This window comes from Thiomonas sp. OC7 (assembly GCF_900634595.1).
Taxonomy (GTDB): domain Bacteria; phylum Pseudomonadota; class Gammaproteobacteria; order Burkholderiales; family Burkholderiaceae_C; genus Thiomonas; species Thiomonas arsenitoxydans.
In genome coordinates this window covers 697149-719209 of sequence record NZ_LR131953.1, presented here as the reverse complement: position 1 = coordinate 719209, position 22061 = coordinate 697149, and the positions used below count along the sequence as shown (strand labels likewise).

16 protein-coding genes and 2 pseudogenes are annotated in these 22061 nt (G+C 62.1%); 9 read left to right on the top strand and 9 right to left on the bottom strand.

The window, feature by feature from the left end; all coding sequences use genetic code 11:
• Positions 1–39: 39 nt before the first annotated feature.
• The 5 genes and pseudogenes from BIO17B3_RS19450 to istB form a co-directional block, all read left to right on the top strand.
• Positions 40–831 (top strand): annotated as a pseudogene (locus BIO17B3_RS19450) (methyl-accepting chemotaxis protein); the annotation flags it as partial.
• Positions 832–1005: 174 nt separating this feature from the next.
• Positions 1006–1272: a CZB domain-containing protein gene (locus BIO17B3_RS19445; RefSeq protein ID WP_232054352.1), complete on the top strand. Its 267-nt coding sequence runs from the start codon at positions 1006–1008 to the stop codon at positions 1270–1272.
• 119 nt (positions 1273–1391) lie between these two features.
• On the top strand, positions 1392–2447 hold the full coding sequence (locus tag BIO17B3_RS19165) for a methyl-accepting chemotaxis protein (RefSeq protein ID WP_304940339.1): 1056 nt from the start codon (positions 1392–1394) through the stop codon (positions 2445–2447).
• A gap of 77 nt (positions 2448–2524) precedes the next feature.
• Positions 2525–4051, top strand: a complete 1527-nt coding sequence (gene istA / locus BIO17B3_RS03370; protein WP_156053024.1) for an IS21-like element ISThsp10 family transposase — start codon at positions 2525–2527, stop codon at positions 4049–4051.
• Positions 4041–4844 carry an IS21-like element ISThsp10 family helper ATPase IstB gene (istB, locus tag BIO17B3_RS03365; RefSeq protein WP_013104582.1) on the top strand — a complete coding sequence of 268 codons (804 nt, stop codon included), beginning with the start codon at positions 4041–4043 and terminating at the stop codon, positions 4842–4844. Before istA ends, istB begins: the two co-directional genes overlap by 11 nt.
• A gap of 50 nt (positions 4845–4894) precedes the next feature.
• Here istB and BIO17B3_RS03360 read toward each other — a convergent pair whose 3' ends face one another.
• From BIO17B3_RS03360 to BIO17B3_RS03350, 3 genes and pseudogenes are all read right to left on the bottom strand, one after another.
• Positions 4895–7705, bottom strand: a complete 2811-nt coding sequence (locus BIO17B3_RS03360) for a diguanylate cyclase domain-containing protein (protein WP_232054173.1) — start codon at positions 7703–7705, stop codon at positions 4895–4897.
• 261 nt (positions 7706–7966) lie between these two features.
• Positions 7967–9361, bottom strand: a complete 1395-nt coding sequence (locus BIO17B3_RS03355) for an HDOD domain-containing protein (RefSeq protein ID WP_156053023.1) — start codon at positions 9359–9361, stop codon at positions 7967–7969.
• A gap of 205 nt (positions 9362–9566) precedes the next feature.
• Positions 9567–9794 (bottom strand): annotated as a pseudogene (locus BIO17B3_RS03350) (integrase core domain-containing protein); the annotation flags it as partial.
• Positions 9795–9800: 6 nt separating this feature from the next.
• On the opposite strand from BIO17B3_RS03350, the gene BIO17B3_RS03345 reads away from it, so the two are divergent.
• From BIO17B3_RS03345 to BIO17B3_RS03330, 4 genes are read left to right on the top strand one after another with little or no spacing between them, the layout of a single operon-like run.
• Positions 9801–10589 (top strand): hypothetical protein, encoded by a 789-nt coding sequence (locus BIO17B3_RS03345; protein WP_172979061.1) that lies wholly within the window; start codon positions 9801–9803, stop codon positions 10587–10589.
• The gene (locus BIO17B3_RS03340) at positions 10543–11187 is read left to right on the top strand and encodes a VirB8/TrbF family protein (RefSeq protein WP_156053021.1); all 645 of its coding nucleotides are present in this window, start codon (positions 10543–10545) and stop codon (positions 11185–11187) included. The genes BIO17B3_RS03345 and BIO17B3_RS03340 overlap by 47 nt, the downstream gene beginning before the upstream one ends.
• 33 nt (positions 11188–11220) lie before the next feature.
• The gene (locus BIO17B3_RS03335) at positions 11221–12174 is read left to right on the top strand and encodes a TrbG/VirB9 family P-type conjugative transfer protein (RefSeq protein ID WP_156053020.1); all 954 of its coding nucleotides are present in this window, start codon (positions 11221–11223) and stop codon (positions 12172–12174) included.
• A gap of 39 nt (positions 12175–12213) precedes the next feature.
• Positions 12214–13686, top strand: coding sequence for a TrbI/VirB10 family protein (locus tag BIO17B3_RS03330; RefSeq protein ID WP_156053019.1), 1473 nt, complete (start codon positions 12214–12216; stop codon positions 13684–13686).
• A 514-nt stretch (positions 13687–14200) separates the two neighbouring features.
• Here the strand turns inward: BIO17B3_RS03330 and BIO17B3_RS03325 are convergent.
• The 6 genes from BIO17B3_RS03325 to BIO17B3_RS03295 all read right to left on the bottom strand — a co-directional run bounded on the left by BIO17B3_RS03325 (position 14201) and on the right by BIO17B3_RS03295 (position 22053).
• Complete coding sequence (locus tag BIO17B3_RS03325) at positions 14201–14506, bottom strand: hypothetical protein (protein WP_041608996.1); 306 nt, start codon at positions 14504–14506, stop codon at positions 14201–14203.
• A 16-nt stretch (positions 14507–14522) separates the two neighbouring features.
• The gene (locus BIO17B3_RS03320) at positions 14523–14882 is read right to left on the bottom strand and encodes a hypothetical protein (protein WP_156053018.1); all 360 of its coding nucleotides are present in this window, start codon (positions 14880–14882) and stop codon (positions 14523–14525) included.
• Positions 14883–14938: 56 nt separating this feature from the next.
• Positions 14939–15514 (bottom strand): CZB domain-containing protein, encoded by a 576-nt coding sequence (locus BIO17B3_RS19160; protein ID WP_156053017.1) that lies wholly within the window; start codon positions 15512–15514, stop codon positions 14939–14941.
• Positions 15515–15722: 208 nt separating this feature from the next.
• Entirely contained in the window at positions 15723–16136 is a 414-nt protein-coding gene (locus tag BIO17B3_RS03305) for a hypothetical protein (RefSeq protein ID WP_156053016.1), read from the bottom strand.
• Positions 16117–21171 carry a diguanylate cyclase domain-containing protein gene (locus tag BIO17B3_RS03300; RefSeq protein ID WP_156053015.1) on the bottom strand — a complete coding sequence of 1685 codons (5055 nt, stop codon included), beginning with the start codon at positions 21169–21171 and terminating at the stop codon, positions 16117–16119. Before BIO17B3_RS03300 ends, BIO17B3_RS03305 begins: the two co-directional genes overlap by 20 nt.
• 102 nt (positions 21172–21273) lie before the next feature.
• Positions 21274–22053: an MBL fold metallo-hydrolase gene (locus BIO17B3_RS03295; protein ID WP_156053014.1), complete on the bottom strand. Its 780-nt coding sequence runs from the start codon at positions 22051–22053 to the stop codon at positions 21274–21276.
• Between the last annotated feature and the right edge of the window lie 8 nt (positions 22054–22061).

Genomic DNA, 22061 nt, shown 5'->3' with positions numbered 1-22061 from the left:
TTGCGCGACACAACTCCCACTTGAATCGAGGACACAACGATGAACACCGAACAACTCACTTTTTGGGCGGATGCGTTTCTGGGACAGTTTGACACCCTGGAAATGCTGGCCAGCGCCGATGACGCCTTTGAGAACAAAATTTTCTACATGAATCGCACCGCTCTTGACACCATGGCGCGGTTTCATCACGGGCTGAATTCCGCGCTGCGTGGTGCGGATGTGCGCAATGCATTCAACAAATCCATCCACCAGTATCACAAGGATCCTGAACGTATTAAAAACATCTTTCGGGAGATGCTGGCCGGTAAGACCAAATTGCATGCCACGGTGATGACCGTCGGCACGGTGACGTTTTCCTTGCGTTTCATGCCCATCCACGATGAAGATGGAAAAGTTGTTGCCTTTCATGCCTCGTGGCGGGACGTTACATTGAATAAAACAGCCGAAGAAATGTCCGTACGCACCCGTACAGTGATCTCTGAACTAGAGGAATCCAGTACCGCCATCGAAACATCAATGGATCGTGCCAAGCGCGCTGTTCACCACGTCGGAACGGCCGTTGATGGGAATGGAAAGGCTATCTCTGACCTGCAAATGCAGGTCAAGTCGATCAACCGCATTGTGGCCACCATCCGCGAGATTTCCTATCAAACCAATCTCTTGGCCCTCAATGCCGCGATTGAAGCAGCACGCGCCGGTGAGGCAGGGCGCGGATTCGCTGTCGTGGCAGACGAAGTTCGCAATCTGGCAAAACGCGTGCAATCGGCCACCATCGAGGTGGAATCCAGCACACAGACGATCAGCCTTCAGGCTCAGACGATCGCCCAAACGAGTGAAAGCGCTGCCAAGGAAGTTCACTCGGTCGAAGAAGTGACCCAGAACCTGCAATCTCAAGTTCATCGCCAGAAACAATTGGCGCTGAGTATTCTGTTTCATGGCGTCCAGGACGACCACCGCATCTTCGTTGCCAAAATCCTCGACGAATCAGGCAAGGGCGAACGCTGTATGGCAGCAGGCGATGCGCCGGATCACCATCAATGTCGCTTGGGAAAGTGGTACGACACGACGGGAAAACAGGCCTATGGAGGGCTTGCTGCGTTTCGGGAACTGGAGCCTGTGCATGCCAAGGTTCATGCCGTCGCGAGGCAGCTTCTCGAAGCAACACATGCTGGGCGTGGGGATGACGCCACGCGTTTAGGGGCTGAACTCGTCGAACAGGAAGCTCAGATTCTTCGGCAATTGCAATCCTTGGCGCAAGCCGTTCAGGACTGAGGCGAAGTGATGCCTCGGCGGCAGCCAGTTGATGGGCTCGAAGCAAGGCAACTGCAATCGAGAACGGCAGGGCACGTTGAGCATGTCGCATCGCCCCGCGCATAGTGTGGAGACAACAAGTGGAATCCATCCGTCCCGAAGTTGAAACGACTGCACCGATTCTGCAGGGCGATATACAAAACGCTTTGACTGTAAGTGCACAGCAGACTTCCCCTCAGGCCGGCCTGCTTGAACGCGTGCGCGAAGACCGCGAGCGCGTGTTACAAGCTGTGCTCGACTTGATCAGCGGCAAGGGCGAAGCCGCGCTGCGCGATATCGACCTGATCGACGCCGACGATTGGGCGCAGAAGCTCGGCGGCGTGCGGCAGATGTTGCTGCACGGCGTGGACGCGCTGCGCACCACCACGCAGTCGCTCGCGTTCGCCGAAAGCCGCACCGCCGGCTTCGATCACGACATCCACGGCCTGTCGCAGCGGGTGGGCGATATGGCGGCACGGCTGCAAAGCGCCGCACTGCAAACCCACACCGCGCAAACCCAGCTCGACGATCTGCAGAGCGGCGTGGAAGCCACCCATACCTCAGTCGAGCACAGCGAAAAGGCCATCACCACCACGCTTGAAGAAGTGGCCGATGTGTCGCGTTTCATTTCCAACACCGAAACCAAGCTCACCGGCTTTGTCGATGCCGTTCGCTCAGTGGAAGCATTGACTGCGGGCATCAGCGAAATCGCCTCGCAGACCAATCTGCTGGCGCTCAACGCCGCCATCGAGGCCGCTCGCGCTGGCGAACACGGGCGCGGCTTTGCCGTGGTCGCCGACGAGGTGCGCAATCTGGCGCGCAAGACCGCGCGCATCACCCACGAGATCGAAGACCTCACCCACAGTCTGCGCGACCAGTCGTCCGACGTCGGCACTGATATGGCCCGCTCGGTGCAACGGGTGCAGCGTGTCGGCGCTCTGGTCACCAATACCGGCGAAACGCTGGTTGAGGTCAAGAGCATGCTCGGCAAGGTACGCACCGTCACGACCGAGCAGACCGCTCTGATGCGCCAACTGGTCAGCGACGCCGACCGCCAGCGCCTGGATGCCGAACAGGCCGCCGCGCTGATGCAGGTGCTGGTGCAACGCTTCGAGGCCATGATGACTGTTGATTTCCATCCAGAACTGACCCAGTAACCCCCAGGATTTCCATCTAAATCTGACCCACGTACTAACCCTAACCTGCTGCTTTGTTAAGCAGCAGGAGACCAGGAGTGATAGACGTGGCAACACTGAGTGTTATCAGACGCTGGGCCCTGCGCGAGCAGATGTCCATCCGCGAGATCTCCCGCCGCACCGGTCTTTCTCGCAACACCATCCGCAAGTACCTGCGCGCAGGCGAGTCCGAACCGCACTACGCCAAGCGGGTCAGCCCCAGCAAGCTCGATCCTTTCGCTGGCAAACTCGCTGGCTGGCTCAAGGCCGAGGCTGGCCGATCACGCAAGCAGCGGCGCACCGTCAAGCAGATGCACGCGGATCTACAGACCCTGGGCTACCCGGGCTCCTACAACCGCGTCGCGGCCTTCGTCCGGCTTTGGCACGAGGAGCGCCTGGTGGCCCAGCAGACTACGGGCCGTGGCACCTTCGTGCCCCTGACCTTCGGCCCAGGTGAGGCCTTTCAGTTTGACTGGAGTGAGGACTGGGCGGTTATTGCCGGAGTGCGCACCAAGCTGCAGGTGGCGCACTTCAAGCTCAGCCACAGCCGGGCGTTCTACCTGCGCGCCTATCTGCTGCAGACCCACGAGATGCTGTTTGACGCGCACAACCACGCCTTTGCGGTGTTCGGTGGCGTGCCGCGCCGGGGTATCTATGACAACATGCGCACCGCTGTGGATCGGGTTCGCAGGGGTAAGGAACGGGATGTCAACGCACGCTTTGCGGCCATGGCCAGCCACTTCTTGTTCGAGGCCGAGTTCTGCAACCCCGCCTCCGGCTGGGAGAAGGGCCAGGTGGAGAAGAATGTGCGTGATGCGCGCCACCGGCTGTGGCAAGTCGTGCCGGCCTTCCCGGCCCTCGACGAGCTCAACGTCTGGCTGGAACAACGCTGCCAGGCGCTATGGCGCGAGATTGCGCATGGCAAGCTGCCGGGTACCGTAGCTCACGTCTGGGCCCAGGAGCGGGCCGCCTTGATGCCGGTGCCACGGCCCTTCGATGGCTTTGTGGAACACACCAAGCGGGTCTCGCCCACCTGCCTGATCCACTTCGAGCGCAACCGCTACAGCGTGCCAGCGCCGTATGCCAATCGGCCTGTGAGCCTGCGGGTCTACGCGGATCGCCTGGTTGTCGCGGCCGAGGGCCAGATCGTCTGTGAGCATCAGCGCCTGATCGAGCGCAACCACCATGGCGCTGGCCAGACCGTCTACGACTGGCGCCACTACCTGGCGGTGCTGCAGCGCAAGCCCGGGGCCCTGCGCAACGGTGCTCCGTTCCTGGAGCTGCCTGGAGCCTTCAAGCGACTGCAGGCTGCACTCGTGAAACAGCCGGGTGGAGATAGGGAGATGGTGGAGGTTATGGCGCTGGTGCTGCACCACGACGAGCAGGCTGTGCTGGCGGCGGTGGAACTGGCCTTGGAGGCCGGAGCCGCCAGCAAGACCCACATCCTGAATGTCTTGCACCGCTTGCTCGATGGCAAGCCGGCCCCGGCGCCTGTCACCTCTCCCCAGGCACTCAAGCTGTCTGTGGAACCCCAGGCCAACGTGCTTCGCTATGACCAACTGAGGGAGGTCCGCTATGCGTCATGACCCTGCCATCGCTTCCATCGTGATCATGCTGCGCGAGCTCAAGATGCACGGCATGGCCCAGGCGGTCACTGAACTGGCCGAGCAAGGTGCTCCCGCTTTCGAGGCAGCCCAGCCGATCCTGTCGCAGTTACTCAAAGCGGAGACCGCCGAGCGAGAAGTGCGCTCGGTGGCCTACCAGTTGAAGGGGGCAAGATTCCCGGCGTATCGGGACCTGGCAGGCTTTGACTTCTCGCACAGCGAAGTGAACGAAGCCCTGGTGCGCCAGTTGCATCGGTGCGCGTTCCTGGAGGATGCCAACAACGTGGTCCTCGTGGGCGGGCCCGGCACTGGCAAGACCCACATTGCCACAGCCCTCGGTGTGCAGGCCATTGAGCACCATCACCGCAGGGTTCGGTTCTTGTCCACGGTGGAGCTGGTCAATGCATTGGAGCAGGAGAAGGCCAACGGCAAGTCCGGACAGTTGGCCCACCGGCTGGCCTATGCCGATCTGGTGATTCTCGATGAGCTGGGTTACCTGCCGTTCAGCGCTTCAGGCGGTGCCTTGCTGTTTCACCTGCTGTCCAAGCTGTACGAGCGCACCAGTGTCGTGATCACCACCAACCTGAGCTTCAGCGAATGGGCCGGCGTGTTCGGGGATGCCAAAATGACCACGGCACTGCTAGACCGGCTAACGCATCACTGCCATATTCTGGAAACCGGTAACGACAGCTTCCGGTTCAAAAACAGCTCTGCACAGCAACCCCCACAGACGACCAAGAAGGAGAAGATACCCAAGAACTTATCCACAACGTGAGCTTCAAGTTCACAAACAAGGGTGGGTCAGATCGAGATGGAAATAGTGGGTCAGGTTTGCATGGAAATCAACGGGCGGGCCAGATAAGCGTTGTAGGCGTTCTGTACGACCAGCATGGCATCGAGCTGGCTCTGCAGGTCGATTTGGATGCGGGCATCAAAGATCCGCTGCAATCGGCCGCGCTCCCGCGCACCTCTGTCGCTGGCGTCCAAGTGCCAATGCAGCAGGTCGCGATAGAGCTGCATCGAAACACTCAACCAAGACGATGCAACGCCAACCAACGCATGGACAGTGCCGAGATGCCTTCCGCGCTCCTGAATCTGCGCAGCCGTCGTCGCTGAGTCCAGCAGGAAACGCAAGTGTGCCGCCTGCCGGGACTTCAGCCGCGCCAACTCTTGGTCGTTCAGCGCGGAAAAAATGGCCGCCGTCTCGGCGCGTTGCGCGAGTTCGACATAGAAAGTCTCCACAAACTCTCGCTCGACCAACTCCAGCAGATCGTGGATCGGGTCAAGCAGCATCTGCGCGTCGGAGCCAAAGGGGTCAAATGGCGGCTCCGGCGCTTCATCCAAATGCTCCAGACTCACAAGTCCCCACCACTGGGTGCGCGAGGATTTGCGGGCTTTGATGCGATACATCGCAGCGTCCGCCAGGCGCAGGAGCGAGTCGGCGTTGCCACTGTCTTTTGGCGCCAGGGCCACCCCCATACTCATACCGACACTGGCAGAGCGTTCCTCCCCAAGGTCGAATGGCGTCTCGACGGTTTGATGGAGTCGCCCAAAAATGACGCTCAACTGCATCATGGCGTCTTCAGGATCGATATCTTCGATCACGAGCACAAACTCGTCGCCGCCCAGCCGGGCAATCAAGTCCGAACCCCGCGTGCACGCCAGAAGGCGCTCGCCGAGTTGTTTGAGCAGAACATCCCCCGTCTCATGACCATAGCGGTCGTTGACGGCCTTGAAGTCATCCAAATCGATCAGGCCGACCGCAACGGCACAGCCCAATCGCGACGCGCGGTCGATCGCGCGATCCAGATGTTGTTCCAGCGCTCGCCGGTTGGGCAAGCCGGTTAGCGGATCTGCGCGACTGAGTTGTTCCAGTTGCCGCACCAGGTGCTGGCGTTCTGTGACATCAACCACCGTCCAAACCACCAGGGTTGAGCCCCCAGGGTCCGATTCAAGTCGCCGACCGGAGATTGCAATGCAAGCCTGCTGACCATCGAGCCGCAAAATATCGAGCGCATCCAGGGTGACTTGCCCCTCCTTGAGTGCCACCCTTGTCGCCTGAACCATGCGGTCGTCCAGCAAAGAGGGGACGACATCCCCCACTTTGCGCCCCAATAGCTCTCGAACACTGGGGGCGCCGAAAATGCGGGCGACGGCCTCGTTCGCCTCGGCAATGATGGCCCCCGGATAACGGACCATCACCACACCCGCGACCGTATTGCCCAGCAGACAGGCGTGTTGCCGCTGCAGCCTGATCTGGCTATCGCGCAGATCAAGTCGATCGAGACCGTTAGACAGATCGTCGGCCAAATCCAGCAAGATCCGCTGCAGATCGGGAGTGACTGCCGCGGAATCCACGAAGTAAAGGTGCAACACCGCCCATACGGTTTTGCTGCGGCGCAAGGGCAGCTTGGCTCCGGCATTCAGGCCGAAGCGTTGCAGACGTTCCCGCCAAGGGCTCAGAGAAGCCGCGTGCTGTGCATCACTCGTGAAGATCGCCCGATCTTCGCGCCAGGCCACACCCGCACTCCCCTGCCCCTCCGGCACCGAGGCATCGGAGCTGAGAATGAGATCGTTAACGTAATCAACTGCCGCACCGGCCTTGGCCAAAAAAACGAAGTGGCCCTGTGAATCGGGACGACCAATCCAGGCCAGTGCAATGCCAGCATCGCGTACCGCGAGACGACAGGCTCTTTCCAGCAGATCGGGCACATCACTGGCCTGTGCGATTGCTTGATTGACATGCGCCAATAGGGCGTTGAACCTCGCGAAGCGAGCGTTCTTCTCCAAAAGACGCTCTCTGCTGCGCAACAGGCGACTGATGCTAAGCGCCGCAAGAACGAAAAGGCCGAGAACAATGAAGCGCCCTAACAAACGCAACGCCAGCCCTTGGCGATAGAGTTGCCAGACCTTTGCTCTGGGCCATGCCACCCTCACTGAAAGGGGCAACCCGTTGATGGGCTCCACGACGCTGTGATCGCTCGAGTAGGCTGACTGCGGTACAGGCCCTGCCGTCGGACTTTTCATCAGACGACCATCGCGCTGATCCAGCACGCTCATCGTCCAGCCCTGGGGGGATAACTCAGCGAGCAGGGCATCCATGCGATAGGGCGTGCCAATGAAATACAAGGTCTGGCCGTGCGCATCTCGCATGCGATAGCGCATCGACACCACGTCGGCATGAAAGCGCTTGGCATAATGGTCTTGTCCCAGAAACTCATCGGGCCGACCAGGCAATGCCGTGAAATCCTCCGGGCGAAAGATCGGCTTAGTGGATTGCGTGTAACTCGACCAGGCGATACGTTCGCCATCGGGTGTCAGAACATTGATCGCGAGGATCTCAGGGTGATTTGCAACATAGCGTCGAAGCAGAGCCTGCGCCCGGGAGTCCAGCGCTTCGGGCGCTTGTTCGCCCACAATGGCCTTGGCGACAAAGGCCAATTGTTGAAATTGCTGCATCAGCCGCAGTTGGATCACCTGTCCCTCGGCCAAAGCGGCATGCCGGGCTTGCTCGCTCACCACCTCACGCGCTTCCTCGAAATCCAGCCGCTCCTGGTTGATAAACCAGATCACCGTGAATACGACGGGCAGCCAGAGCAGCACGCGAACCGCGGTTTTGCGCAGGGAAGCGTTCATCGGGGGTTGCTGCACGTGATCCCCGCGCTGAATGAATGCAGGCCAGTTCGTCGGCCGGAAATGAGAATGCGCTGCATGGATGAAATGAAGGAATGCCCTGCAGGGGCTACCGAGTTGTCTTGACGGGAGGTACGCCGAAGTTTGTAAAGTCGATCACACAATCCTACACAGGCCGTGATCTTGAAGATGTCACTCTTGTGATGAATTTGCGGTGGCGCCGTCTTTGGGGCGATGCTCCTTGACCCGGCAACCACCGTCATTTCATCTTGGAAGCGCCCGCATGACCAATTCGGCCTGAGCAACCAGGCTGCTAAAGCCCTCAAAACCCTCGGGAGTCAGGGGACGGCCAGAAGGTTTTCGGTCGGCATAAAAAAAGCCAACCGCTTTCTGGTCAATGGAGAACGTCCCTGTGAAACAGTCCAGGGTTTCACTGGCACGGGTCAAAAAATCCGGACTTGGCGTGTTGACGTCATGCCAGATAACCATCTGGGGTTTCAGCCAGGATTCCATCTCAGCCCCCCATTCCCATTGGAAGCGCTGCCGCAGGCTGTCTGTTGCGGGTCCAGTGGCCATCCTGGCTTGAAGTCGGGTCCGATCTGGAGACAAGAGGCAAAACACGCAGCGATCGAGACCGACCGCCCGGTACAACCCTTCCAGACAGGTTTCCAGCAATATGGGAAGGTCCTTTCGCGACGTGGCGACATGGCCCATTTCGGTGAGTACCCGCAACTGTTGGTGGATGACGGGCATGTGGAAATAGCCTTTCTCATCTGGGGCGAGTGTGTCCAGAATCTCCTCGCTGTGCTGTAGCTCTGCAGGAATCACTTGAGCCGCTTGGCGAGCTCCGAGTGCGGTCGCCAACGCGGCGGCTTCCGTCGCATTGGCTTGCAGGAATTCCAGCATTTCGGCGTCCGGGGTTTTGAGCAGCACAGCGATGTCGCGCGTTGTTTGCCGCGTCGCTGAGATCAACCAGCCCTGAGGAGAAACCAGGCTGAGTTGGCGTGCCAAAGCGACTTCGGGGGAATCCTGAAGCACCGATGCCAGGCTCCAGTTTTGCAAAAGCTCGCGCCCCAATTGCGTCAGGGTGATCCCCAAAACCTTCGATTCGGCTTTGGCCGGTGCTGTGCCTGATTGCAGTTCACGCTCGAGCTGATCGGCCATCTCGTTTCCGAAACACCAGAACGCCATTTCACCAATGCCGCTCAGCAAGGCTTCGACGAACAAACGCTCGACGGCGTCCTTGTTCATCTGCTGGCGTCTGCCCAGGTCGCGTGCCTGCACCGCGGCATGCAGTGATCGGCCCAGCGCCTCTTGAACCCGGTGTCCGTACTGCGTTGCAGCGGAGAGTGTTTCAACCGTCAATGCAGAAATGCAGAGTGAGCGAATCGCATTGACCCCCAGAATGACGACCGCCCGGCTGACCGTGACGACCTTGGCATGGCCGCTATGGCCAAGGTGCGCTGCGTTGGCGGCGCGCAGCACCCGCGAGGTCAATGCTGGATCACGCAGAATCACCTCGGCCATCTGGTGGCCTGACAAGACATCGCTGTCTGCTGCCGTCAATACTTCTTGCAAGGTCAAACCAAAAGCAGGAAGATTTTTTTCCGCGATGAATCGGATCAGGCGCTGACTGGGTAAGGTTGGAGCTGCGGGCATGGAAAGCTAATTTGAGCCGTGATAGGGAAGAAGTGGCATCTCGGTTGATCTGAACAGATTTCCCCGAGAGATAAGTGGACGCCTGGCAGGTTGGGACGGTGCAGAGTTGTCCACGGCGGCGGGTGTGAAGTCATTCACTGGATGACTTCACCTTGCGACGAACGGCCGACGCGGTGGGCAACTCGGGGCGCACCTGGGAATCATTTTAGGCAGCCTCCGGCAGGATAGGCAGGCCAGCCAGATACGCTTGTTCGGGCGTGTTGCCGTCCTGGCTGGAATGCGGCCGATCGCGGTTGTACCAGTCAATGTACTGGCCGATGTCGGCCCGCGCTTCGCACACACTGGCGTAGGCCCATAGGTACACCCGCTCGTATTTGACCGAGCGCCAGATCCGCTCGACGAACACGTTATCCCGCCAGGCGCTGCGGCGGTCTGCCATATGGCCCTGGCGGTCAACAAGATGGACCTGCTGGACTTCCGGTACGAGGCGTTCGAGGCGATCTGCCTGGCCTTCGCGGACTTCGCGGCCCCGCTTGGGTTTGCCTCGGTGACGGCGGTCCCCCTCAGCGCCCTGCACGGTGACAACGTGACCTCGCGCTCGACCTCGACCCCTTGGTACACCGAGCCAACGTTGATGGGGTGGTTGGAAGCGGTCGAGGTGGTGCCGCGGGCGATCGAGCGCCTGGTGTTCCCGGTGCAGTGGGTCAACCGGCCGAATGCCGAGTTCCGGGGGTTTTGCGGGACGGTGGCCGACGGCAGTGTGCGCCCGGGCGACGAGATCCGCGTCACCGCCTCGGGGCAGACGGCCGGCGTGAGCGGCATCGTCACCATGGACGGCCTGCTCAGCGTGGCACCGGTCGGCCGCGCGGTGACCCTGACCCTGGACCGGGAGATCAACGTCTCGCGTGGCGACGTGATTTCGCTGGCAGCGCAACCGCACATTCGGAGATGCCGAAATGTTCAGCAGTCGCCCGCCCATCGCCGCACGCACGAAAGTGCCGTCGCCACAAAACAAGGCCGTGCATCACTTTGCGCGCAGTCTTCGCCAACCCTCAGAACTCGGCTGGACTGTCGGCCTGGAATTGCAGCGCGCCTGGGGCATTCGCCCAGCGTGCTCACGCCGTGCCGCCCCTGCGTATATCCCTACGAACAGTCCTCATTCCTGAACCGGAGAACGCAACATGGCTCAAGCCAACCCTTACCTGAACGCCCGCCGCGAGTGGGATGAGCGCTACGGCGACCAGATCGCCCGTGCGAAGTCCTGGCGCATTGCCGCCATTGCCGCACTTGCCGTCGCGACAGTCGCTGTGGCGGGCGTGGCCTACATCGGCGCGCAGAGCAAGATCAAGCCCTTCGTCGTTGCCATCGACAAGATGGGCAGCCCGATTGCCGTGGCGCAACCCAGCAACGGCTCGGGCGTGACCCAGCGCATCATCGAAGCCCAGCTTGCCAACTGGATCGTCAACACCCGCATGGTGTTGCCCGACCAGACCGCGCAGCAAACGCTGCTCAACCGCAGCTACGCCATGCTGTCCAGCAATGCCGCCAGCACGGTCAGCGACTGGTTCAAGGCCAACAGCCCGTTCGGTGCGGCCTACACCGTCAACCCGCAGGTCAACAGCGTGTTGCCGACGGGCGCCAACACCTACCAGGTGAACTGGACCGAAGTCAAAGCCATCCCTGGCCAGAACAGCACGACGACGCACTGGAAAGCGCAGATCACCGTCGGCGTGGACGCCAAGCTGGCCGACAAGCCGCAAGTCATGCTCGATAACCCGCTGGGCATCTTCATTCAGTCCCTGAACTGGACGCAGAGCGTGTCCTGATCCACCCCGATTCCATCCCACGGAGAAACCCCCATGAAACGCACCCTGATCGCCGCTGCCCTGTCGGCCTCTTTCTTTGCCCCTGCCTTTGCCGCCAACACGATCCGGCAGGTCGGCACGCCGGACAACGGGCTCACGAGCCACGAGCTTGTGAACCAGACCCCGCCCGTGCCGCTGTCGTACCGGGCGACCGACGCCGCCGCACAGCAATGGCTGCAAACCGGCGTCGCCAATGACATCATCGGCACGAACGGGCAAGTGATGTACGCCTACGGCCAGAGCCGCCCCACCATGACCTGCGCGCCACTGCATGTGTGCGTCATCAACCTGGTGCAGGGCGAGCACATCACCAGCCTGAGCATTGGAGACAGCGTGCGCTGGCTGGTTCAACCGACCAACGCCGGAGATCGCCCCGTCGTCATCGTCAAGCCGACGCAAGCCGGGCTGGTGACCAACCTGGTCGTGACGACCGATGCCGGACGGGTCTATTACATGACCCTGGAAAGTGATGCGCACGACTATGTGCCACTGGTCGGCTTCTACGACCCGCAGGCGCTGGTGATCAACATGCAGCAGCAGGCCGCGCAGGCCCGCGCCGCGGAGCAAGCCAAAGCTGAAGCCAAAAAGCAGGCCGTGGTTGCGCCGCTGGGCGACATCGACCCGGCCAAGCTGGACTTTGACTTCACCTGCAAGGCGGACAACGGCAATGACGACACCAGCATGCTGCCCGTGCGCGTGTTCGCCGGTGGCGGCCACACCTATTTGCAGATGCCGCAGTCGATGAAGTACACCGATGCGCCCGCTGTGTTCAACACCAGCAATGGCAGCACCGAACTGATGAACAGCCGCCTGGTGCATGGCTATTACGTCATCGACGGCCTGCCGAGCAAGTTCAACCTGACGCTGGGTGTTGGCAAGGCTGCGCAGACCGTGGTGTGCCAGCACGGCGGGCAAGGCAACGCCGGCTTCTTCGGCTGGGCGCGCTGAGCCATTCACGGCAGAACCCACAACACAGGGGCAAGAAACATGAACGACGACAAAGAACCCGCAGGCGCGATCGAAGGGGCGGCGCTGCCCGCTCCCACTGCGCCCGCAGAACTTCCCCCGATCGCTGACGTGATCGGGCCGGGCAAAACCAAGGGCGGAAAAGATGGGGGCAAAGGCGACGGAAAGGGCAAGGGCATGAAGCTCAAGGCCGACCCGAAGCAAGGCAAGCGCCTGTCCAAGAAAAGCAAGACGCTGATGTTCGGCGGACTGACCGTGCTCAGCGCGCTGATCATCCTGGGCGTCGCCACGTCGGGCAACAAATCCGCACCCGCTGATAGCGCATCGGCGAGCAGCACAGATCAGGTCGGCATGAGCGCTCCGCCCGCACCCAGCGCGATGCAGGAAGCGGCCCAGTCCAGCGCGTTTACCGTGCGCGGGCAAGTCGCGCCTGCGGGATCAACCCCCGCCGCGACAGCCAGCGGTGCCGGGGATGCCTTGGCGCATCCGCAGGGCGCCACGCTGCAGCCGGGCCAACCCACGGCCTTGACACCCGCGCAGAAATATCACCAATGGCTCGTTGACCAGCATTACAAGCATCTCGAAGGGCTTGTGCTGGCAGACCAAAGCGCGCACCTCTCTGAAACCGGGGTCGGCGGCAAGGGCTTGATGCAGACTGCCACGACGAACCAGACCAGCCCGCAAGACTTACTGGCGTTGCAGCATCAACTGGCGCAAGCTATGGCACAGAACCCGCAGGCCGCGAACGACCCCAATGCGCAGAGTCTGATGGCCGCTTTGAGCCGGATGAACGGTGCGGGCATGGGCGGAGCCGGGGCGCAATCGGGCAATCAAGGCAACCAAGGGTTCCTTGACGCGCAGCAGAACAAGGATGGCAACGGCTACCTGCAAGCCGCCGTGCAGCCCAAGGCGTCCAACCACGAACTGTTTGCCGGCTCGGTCATTCCTGCCGTGTTGCAAACCGGCATCGACAGCGATCTGCCCGGCACCATCACCGGCATGGTTCGTCAGACCGTGTACGACAGCCTGAATCCGAGTGTCGTGCTGATCCCGCAAGGCACCAAGATCATCGGAGCGTACAGCAGCGACGTGGCCTACGGCCAGAGCCGCGTGCTGGTGGCCTGGAACCGCCTGATTTTTCCGAACGGCGCGATGATCGATCTGAAAGGCATGAGCGGTACGGACGGCATCGGACAGGCCGGATTGCATGACCAGACGGACAACCACTACGCCCGCATCTTCGGCAGCGCCATCCTGATGAGCCTGCTGGGTGTCGGTGCGCAGTTGAGCCAACCTCAGACCGGCAATGCGCTCACCACACCGAGCGCCAGCCAGCAGGCTGCAGGCGCCTTGTCGCAGCAGATCGATACCGTCGGGACGAACCTGCTGAACAAGAACCTGAACATTCAGCCGACGCTCAACATCCGGCCGGGCTACACGTTCAACGTGCTGGTGAAGCGGACGATGATTCTGCCGCCGTATTTGGGGAGATGAACCGGATACGGCAAGCCGGACTCAGCCAAATTTCTGTGTGACGTGAGGATCAGCCGCTGGTTAGCAACGGCGGCCGCTTGAGATCACGCAGAACCAACACATAAAGGCCGTCATCTCCGACTCTTACTCCGCGGCAGCAAGAGAGCACCTCTGCATAAACGAGGTTCTCTCTTTGCGGTTCAGAGGCCTGCGCGACTTTGGCCAGATACGGATCGCGGGGATATGCCATCTTCAGATCGCGAGGCGCGGCCAATTCGGCGGGGTTTGCCACGCTTGCGGCACCGGCGTGGCAGCGTAAAACGCTGACGACGATTTCCTCCGCTTTGGTTGACGTTGGAGAACTGCAGATCATCAATCGGCAGAGGCAAGTCATCCAAGTCTGCGCTTTGGAGTGCTGAAAACAGAGCGATGTTGCGTACCGCGCACCCTTGGCAGCGAGAGCCGCTGCGAGCAGATCTTTCCGCGCAGTCGGTTTCGTGCAGAGCCGCACCGCTGACTCGGCCTGACGACGTAATCATGCGGGATCATTCTCCCTCAATTGGGAAATCGTCCAACCCAACACGCGGACTGCGCCGATACAGGTCGCTTCATTGGGGAGATGATCCAGCGCGAGGACCGCTGCCGCAGCGCGAGCGGCGGATAGATCGAACACGCCCGATCCGCTGTGACGTTTGAGTTGATTTTCCGCCAGATCGATCATATCGAGCGTTTGCCTTGCCGCATCTCGGGTCGGCTTGCGCCCCAGGCGCGCCATCGCGATCACGCGCTGCGCGGCTTCGAGACGTGAGATCAGTACGGATGCGTCAAGATAGGGTGGCATTGCTGAAAAGGCCCTCTCAGGGGCGCCGTGCGCGCAAGCGTTGCGCACATGGCGGCACGATATACCGCTTGCGCGTCCAGATAGAGCAAAAAACAGCCGTCACCGCCAAAGGCAAGATGAAGTCAAAGAGGAACAGCGCTTGCGGATCTTGTGCAGCCCCCCAGTGAATCAGGAACATCGTCCCTACAAGCACACACAGAGCTAATCCGACCTGGATACGCGGCAAGCGCGCAAAAACCTGTTTCATGCCCGCCACCCAGAGGATGGACAGCAGCGGGATCAAAGTCTCCAGGATGGAAACATGCTGCCACACTACGGCGGCAGTCAGTTCACCCACGACCAGGCCGAACGCGGCGCCGACAGCCCAGCGGGGCATTCGACGAGGTGCTGGCCACTCAGGCAGGGTGGGACGCATGGACAGGCGGACCGTCGTCAGTCCGAAGAATTTGACCCAGCCAAGGCATCGCGTAGGGCGGTGAGATGGCGCAGGAGGCGTTGGGAGATCTGTGCAAAGTCCCCATGCTGAACGGATTGCAGGGCGCTCTCTGCTGCGCCTGCTTGAATCAAGGCAACCACGACGGCGGCCTTGGTGTGGAAATCGGCGTGTTCTTGCAGGAGGCGATCCAGATCGTGCGCATGCACAGCAGCCAACGGGCGGTGGCGGTTCAGCCATTGGCCTAAGGCACAACGGTTGGGATGGCAGGCGGTTTCTGCGTCTAGTCGCTCGCCCAGATCCCCCAACCCGCATCGACGCAGACGGGCGCTCCATTGCTGGTGGTCTGCGATCACGTCCTGCAAATCCATCTCGGCCGATTGCGGGGTGCAGGGGAGGGCGCGAATTCTGTGGGGATTGGCGGGTTCGGGCGGTCGCGGCGAAGACCCAATATGGATATTCTGCGCGCGTCGAATACTGTGCAGCAGGTGCGTGGCGAAGCGTCGCAAACGCAGCGGGACGATCTCCTGGTCTGCTCGCGGCAGCCGAATCGAGTGCGAGGTGTGAGCATTCATCGTGTGCGGCGTCTAATTCTCAAATCCATCAATTGGATTCTGACGGCGCAGGCCGCGCCGGTCTTTGCGCCAGATCGAATTTTGGAGGAGAGTCTCACAAAAATGCGCACCCCACTTTTAGTGCGCGCGATCTGGTTCCGGCAGGGGCTGCACACGGCGTATCAAGCATGACAGGCTGCATTTGGAGCGGCGTTGGCCTCGGCGCGGGCTATGGCCTTGCCGCCAGCACGGGAGGGCGAATGATGAGGCGCAGCGTCACGACGAACAGGCCTTCGTCACCGACGCGTTGCCCCTGGCGGCAAGAGGACACCTCGGCGTAAATCCAGTCGGGTTCGTCAGCGCCCGGTTTGCGTCGATCGAGCATGATGGGTTCCCCGGGCTCCAGCGCAAAGGTGGTGAGCAGGACGCGCTGCGCCGCGTCGGGGCCGAGATCGACCCAGATGGCAGCCTGCGCTGGCGCGCTGGTATGCCAACCCTGCCGCAGCAAGACGGGGCGCTTGTTGACCGGGTAGCGGTTGTCCAGATGCAAATGCGCCGTTTTGCGCAGCAACTCCTGCAGCTCGGGTTTGTTCCAGTCAACATCGACGAGGCGCTGCGTGGGATCAAGGTCTTTGTGGCTCATGCTCGGCTTTCATCAACAAGTCGACCATGCGGTCGGTAGTCGCGCGGTATTGCGGCGAATGAATGTCTTGTTCGCGGGCGAGGACGTGCAATTGCGCGTGCAGACGACCAATCTCGCTGTCCACGAGACCTTTGCGGCGCAGATAGCCGCCCAGGAGGCATTGCTCATGCGCTGGTGCGGCGACGGTGATATGGGCGTCGCGTTCTCCGTATTCCCAGCGCCAATGCGCCGCCAAAGCGCCCAGCACGGTCTGCGGCTGGAACGGGTCGATGGACAGCGCGAAGGTCTTGCTCCACTCCGCCAGACCATCAGCGGGCATGGGATGGGCCAAGGCGAAGCCCTGACCCTGGTCCGCCCCGAGGATGGCAGCCACCTCGATCAGCCCGGGTGATTCCAGCCCCTCGACCACCACATCGAGTTCAAGCGTATGCGCCAGACGGATGAGCGAGCCGATGAAGCCGATCACGCGACGCGGTTCTTTTTCCGCTTCGCGCACCAGTCCCTGGTCGATTTTCACGGTCTGGAAGGGCAGACTCCTCAGGCGCAGCAGGCTGGAGTATCCCGACCCGAGATCGTCCATTTCCAGATGCACGCCAAGGTCAGACAGGGCGCGCACCGCCGCGTCCCGCGCCTGTGGATCGGGGAAGTCCGCGCTCTCCAGAAGTTCAAGATGGAGCCGATCCGGTTGCACTGCTGCGCGCTCGAGGGCCTGGGTGATCCAGCGCGCGCAGTCTGGCTGCAGCAGCACTTCGGGCGGAAGATTGATCGACAGCGCAGTGCGCCTGCCTTGCGCTTCCCAGGCGCGCAGATGTTGCAGCGCCTTGTCCAGGCCGAGGGTGAACAGCCGGATGATTTCGCTCGCGCCAAACCAGGGCAGGAACGCTGCCGGACTGGCCCACTGTCCATCGGCTGCACGCAGCCGCGCCAGCGCCTCGACGCGGATGAGACGTCCAAGACGCAAATCGATGACCGGCTGCACCCACATGTGCAAGCCCTCGGGCGTCAGCCGAGCGCGCCATTGTCGGCGCTGCTGATCGGACAGCACCTGGCGCGGCGCTTGCCGCATTCCGGCCAAGGCCTGCCCGACCGCTTGCCCGAGTAGCGTGAGATGGCGCTGAATCCAGTGCGATTCGAACTGATTGGGATAAGCGCCATACACGCTGAGAATGGCGACCATGCGGTCTTCGCCATCGCGCAGGGGTATCGACGCGGCGCTACGAAACCCGACCTCCTGCGCCGCCGCCCGCCAGGGTTCGGCGCGCGCATCGCGGGCAAAGCTGAACACGGTTTCGATGCGCTCGCTGCGCCAGGCGCGACTCTGACTGGCTTGCGCCAAGCGATCGCTGTCCGCGACCCCGGGCAGGTAGTCTTGCTGATGGCGCCGGAAATGCGTCACATAGGTCTCGAAGCGCGGCGTGGAGAATTCCACCACCATGCGCCCTTGTTCATCCGGACGCCCAAAGGCTGCGGCCACCATGCCGGGCAGATGCGTGAGTTCGTCGAGCAGCCAGCGCAGGAAGTCGATGCGGTTAGTGAAGCCTTGGGGCGACCGCCAGAGAGACTGGACCGAAGTCGCGTAGTGTTCCTGCACGGTCTGCTCGCCTTGCGCCTGCGCCCGCAGCTCGACGCGCAAGCGGCTAGTGGCGATGCGTTGCAGCGCCAGGCGATCGGCCTCGCGCAGCGGGCTGTGCTGGATGAGCGTCATCGCCTGTTGCAGATACATCTCGAAGGCGTCGACTAGCGCCGTGGTGGACACTCCCGTCAAGGCATGCACGCGCCCCAGTTTGCGGGCGTCTTCGCGGTGCGACGCTTCCTCCAGATCCGCAGAGAAAAAGCTCAGCAGATGCGTTTGCTGCATCTGCTGCAGATGCGCCAGCTCCGGCTCGCTGAGAGTTTGCAAAACGGCCTGCATGTCGGGCTGCCGCGCCATGTCGGCATAGAACCGTTGCACAAAACCTGCGGCAAAGGCGCCGACTTGCGGCTGCAGCAAACCCAATAGACGCCCAGCCTCGGGGCCATAGGGCGGCACGGCGCCGGATGCGACCTCAGTCCAGATCGCATCGGCAGGCGCCTGCCCGGGGTGTTGCCCAAGCTCGCCATAAAGTAGCCACCAACGCGCTCGCCCGCTCTTGTTGGACTTGCTGGCATAGAGCGCGGCGTCTGCGGCGCGAATCAGCGCATCGGCGTCGGCGGCATCTTGGGGATAGAGCGCCAGTCCCAGGCTCAGACCGACGCTGGCGCGTTGACCGTCGGGCAAGTCGAACGGCGCCTGCACCACCTCGCGCAGACGCGACAGCACGGTCTCCAGATCGGCTTGTTGCGTCAAATTTTCCAGTACGAGAACGAATTCATCACCACCCAGGCGGCCGATGAAATCGGTATCGCGCAGAGCCTGCTGGATGCGCTGGGCAAAGTCGCGCAACAAGGCGTCGCCTGCAGCGTGCCCCCAGCGATCGTTCACGGGTTTGAAATCGTCCAGATCGAGCATGCCCACGGCCAGAATCTGTTGCTGGCGCCGCGCCCGGCTGATGGCGCGCGACAGATGCAGTTCCAGGGCGGCGCGGTTGGGCAGTTGGGTAAGCACATCGCGGGTGGCGCGCTGGCGCAACTTGCGTTCCAGGCGTTCTCGCCGCAGCGCGCCTGCCATCAAATCGGCAAGCAGCCGGACGTTCTCGGCCTGCTGTGCATCGGGTGCGTATGCCGGGTGGCGAGAAAACCAGGCCAGCGCCAGAATGGCCAGCGTTTGGCTCCCAGCGCGCACCGGAACGAGGTAATTGGCTTTGAGGCCGCTGTCCACGAAATCCGGCAGGGCTTGGGGGTCCGAGGCGTAGTCCGGCTGGAAAATCTCGCGGCCTTCGCGGATCGCCTGTCCTGCTGATCCGGCCTCAACGGGGAAACGATAGGCGGCGAATCGTTGCTGGTAAGCGTCGGGCAGGCCGTGAAAAAAGCGATAGCTCAGCGAGTCGTCGTCGCGCTCGATGAAGGCCGCGCCATCGGCGCCGACCAGATGCGCGGCGGCCTGCGCAGCGCGTTCGAAGAATCGGCCGAAATGCACTTCGCGCGCCAGCGAGCGCAACAAGGAGAGCGGCAGCAAAGCCTGTGCGTTTGCGCGCGGGACGCCGTGGCGCGGGGCTGCAGGCGCGGCATCCGTCGTCGGCAGAGGGCCATCGAATAGAACGCAGCGGTTTTTTCCTTGGGCTTTGGCTGCGTACAGCGCCGTGTCGGCGCAGTCCATCAGCACGGCGAGCCGGGTCTCGTCATCGACGCCCTGCAGCGCCGCGGCGGGACACCACGCCACGCCGATGCTGCTTGTTGGCAGCGGCAGCGCTTGGCCATCGGGGCATTGGGTCACCTGGCCGTCAATCTCCAGGCGCATCTCTTCGGCGCGTTGCAGCGCCTGGTTGGCGTCAAGGTCAGTCAGTAGCAGGCAGAACTCCTCTCCGCCCAGGCGCGCGAACACGTCCTGTGACCGGACCTTGGCCTGCAGCAGACTGGCCACTTGCTGCAACACCTGATCGCCGCAGGCATGCCCGCGGGTGTCATTGACGAGTTTGAAGTCGTCCAGATCGAACAGTACCCAGGCCGCCGCTTTTTGTTGCGCGACCAGTTCGCGCAGCCGCACGGCGGCCTGCGCCATGAAGTGACGCCGGTTGGGCACGCCGGTGAGCGCGTCGGTCAGTGCCTGCGCCTGCAGCAGCACCTCACGCTGTATCCGCTCGGAAATGTCCTTGAATGCGAACAGCAGCGCGCCCGCTTCGTCGAACTGGGTTTGAATCACCGAGGCGAGCACCCACACCACCGTGCCATCGCAGCGGCGAAAGGCAATTTCACGGTTTTGTGCGGCATGGTGTTGCCGCACTTCGCCCAGCAGGAGCTGGCGTATGTCGGGGTCGAGCCATTGCGCCAAGGCGGACAGGTCGTCCTTATCGGACTGGTCGGTCTGACCGTGGGCAAACAGTTCGCGCGCCGCCGGATTGGCATAGAGCACCTGCGCGGCGTCCGGGCTGGTCATCACGATGGGCGCGGGCAGGCGCTCGATCATGTCGCGGAAATTGTGCTCTTTGCGCAACAAGGCCTGGGCACGTTCCTGCGCCCGGCTTTCCAGCTCCCTATTGAGCGCACGCAGTGCGGTCATGGCCTCCTGTCTTTGGCTTTGCAGGGCGCCGGCGAACAAAATGGCCGCTGACATCGCCATGCCGAGGAGTTCCACGCCGATGACGGCCTCGGTCATGGGCAAGCCCGCATAAGGGCCATAGCCTGCCATCGTCGCGCCGAGAACCAGAATAAAGGCGACGGCCAGATGCAAGAGCGTGAGCCACTGATCCAATCGAAACACTGACCAGATGGGCGGCAGTAGCAGCATACCCAGGACGCCAAGGCGCGCGGGCAGGCTCAGGCTCGGCGCAAAAAACGCAACGCCCCAAACCATCAGGCTGAAGGCCAGCGCGGCCAGCCCTTCCGCATGCAACAGCAAACGCCACCAGCCCGTGCGTGTGCCGCGGCGCAGCCATAGCAAATGCGCCACGGGCGCCAGCATCAGCGCTGCGGAAGCATCGCCGATGGCCCATCCCAAACAGGTTGGAAGGAGTCGCTCCATCCCCTGTCCTTCGAACGCGACCAGTCCGACCGCGCCGATCAAGCCCGACAGCAGCCCCTGGACAGCGCCCATCCAGAGCAAAAACCAGATGACGGCTGCAGGCGAGTTCCAAAACTGCGGCTTCACCTCGGTGCTGCGTCGCAGACCCCAGTTTGCGACCATCGGCGCGAGCACATTGCCCAAGGACACCCAAAGCGCGCCCGCCAGACTCCAGTCGAACAATGTGACGTTTACCCATAGCGATCCCAGAAAAATCGCTGGCATCGCGCGCCAGCCCCACACCAGGGCGGCAAACACGGCCAGCGCCGCAGGCGGCCAGAAGGGCGAGACCCCGCTGAAAATCAGCGCGGGCAGCGTGCCCAGCAAGGCATAGCCCAGGAACAGCGCGCCGTTCAGCAGCGCCCAGCGCAGGGTTTGACGGGGCTGAGCAAGCGTCATGCGCGACTCCGCGGAGGGAAATCGCTGCGGCGCGTGATGTTCTGCGGGCAATGGGCCGTTTGGATCGCGGTAGATGTCTTGAGGCCTGCGCGCGGACAACGCTCAAACACTCAGTTCTCCCGATGGAATCTGATACTGCCCCGGCCCCATGAGATCAATGCCGCAAGACAGGCCGTCGAGCCAGTCGAGCAACTGGCCGATGGCCGCGCCGACCAGCGGCGCGCCATGCTGGGGCGCGATCATGGCGATGTCGAGCTGGCGCACCATGCGCACCCAGAGCTTGAGGATTTTGTTGCTCACCATATATCGCCGGTGAAAGGCCTCCATGCCCGGCGGAAAGGGGTCAAGACTGGTGAGGGCGTGCCCGGCTTTCTCCCCGCTGAGCAGCGACACGCCCAGATCGCCGGAGAACAGGATTTTGCTCACCGGGTCATAGAACTGGAAGTTGCCCTCGGAATGCATGAAGTGCGCCGGCAGCAGCCACAGGCTGGTCTGGCCGTAGCGCAATCTGCCACCCGCGTCGGGGACGGCGATGACGCGGTTATCGGTCTTGCCCAGTTTGCAGAAGTGCGGGGCAAACCGGGCCCAGAGGGAGGAAATCACCAGCTTGGCCTGGGTGGAGGTCATCCAGCGGTCGAGCGAGGCGATGATGTCGGGGTCGGCATGCGAGGCCAGGATGTAGTCGAGCTTGCTCGGCGCGATGTATTTGCGCATGGTCAAGCTGAGCTCGTTGTAGGTCATGTTTCCGCCCGGATCGAGGATGACTCCTTCCCCGTGATCAACGATCAGGAACTGGTTGGCCTGCACCGCTTCTTCGTCGGGGACGAGATCGGTGAACAGCACGCAAGCGTGGTTGGCGTCTTTATAGAGTTCGATGGACATGGGACGCA

Coding starts and splice junctions, on each gene's coding strand:
- BIO17B3_RS03335 (WP_156053020.1), top strand. CDS start 11,221: ATGAAACGCACCCTGATCGCCGCTGCCCTGTCGGCCTCTTTCTTTGCC.
- BIO17B3_RS03355 (WP_156053023.1), bottom strand. CDS start 9,361: ATGCCCGCAGCTCCAACCTTACCCAGTCAGCGCCTGATCCGATTCATC.
- BIO17B3_RS19160 (WP_156053017.1), bottom strand. CDS start 15,514: ATGAATGCTCACACCTCGCACTCGATTCGGCTGCCGCGAGCAGACCAG.
- BIO17B3_RS03295 (WP_156053014.1), bottom strand. CDS start 22,053: ATGTCCATCGAACTCTATAAAGACGCCAACCACGCTTGCGTGCTGTTC.
- BIO17B3_RS03345 (WP_172979061.1), top strand. CDS start 9,801: ATGGCCCTGGCGGTCAACAAGATGGACCTGCTGGACTTCCGGTACGAG.
- BIO17B3_RS03325 (WP_041608996.1), bottom strand. CDS start 14,506: ATGCCACCCTATCTTGACGCATCCGTACTGATCTCACGTCTCGAAGCC.
- BIO17B3_RS03300 (WP_156053015.1), bottom strand. CDS start 21,171: ATGACGCTTGCTCAGCCCCGTCAAACCCTGCGCTGGGCGCTGCTGAAC.
- BIO17B3_RS19445 (WP_232054352.1), top strand. CDS start 1,006: ATGGCAGCAGGCGATGCGCCGGATCACCATCAATGTCGCTTGGGAAAG.
- BIO17B3_RS03320 (WP_156053018.1), bottom strand. CDS start 14,882: ATGCCCCGCTGGGCTGTCGGCGCCGCGTTCGGCCTGGTCGTGGGTGAA.
- BIO17B3_RS03340 (WP_156053021.1), top strand. CDS start 10,543: ATGGCTCAAGCCAACCCTTACCTGAACGCCCGCCGCGAGTGGGATGAG.
- BIO17B3_RS03330 (WP_156053019.1), top strand. CDS start 12,214: ATGAACGACGACAAAGAACCCGCAGGCGCGATCGAAGGGGCGGCGCTG.
- istB (WP_013104582.1), top strand. CDS start 4,041: ATGCGTCATGACCCTGCCATCGCTTCCATCGTGATCATGCTGCGCGAG.
- BIO17B3_RS03305 (WP_156053016.1), bottom strand. CDS start 16,136: ATGAGCCACAAAGACCTTGATCCCACGCAGCGCCTCGTCGATGTTGAC.
- BIO17B3_RS03360 (WP_232054173.1), bottom strand. CDS start 7,705: ATGAACGCTTCCCTGCGCAAAACCGCGGTTCGCGTGCTGCTCTGGCTG.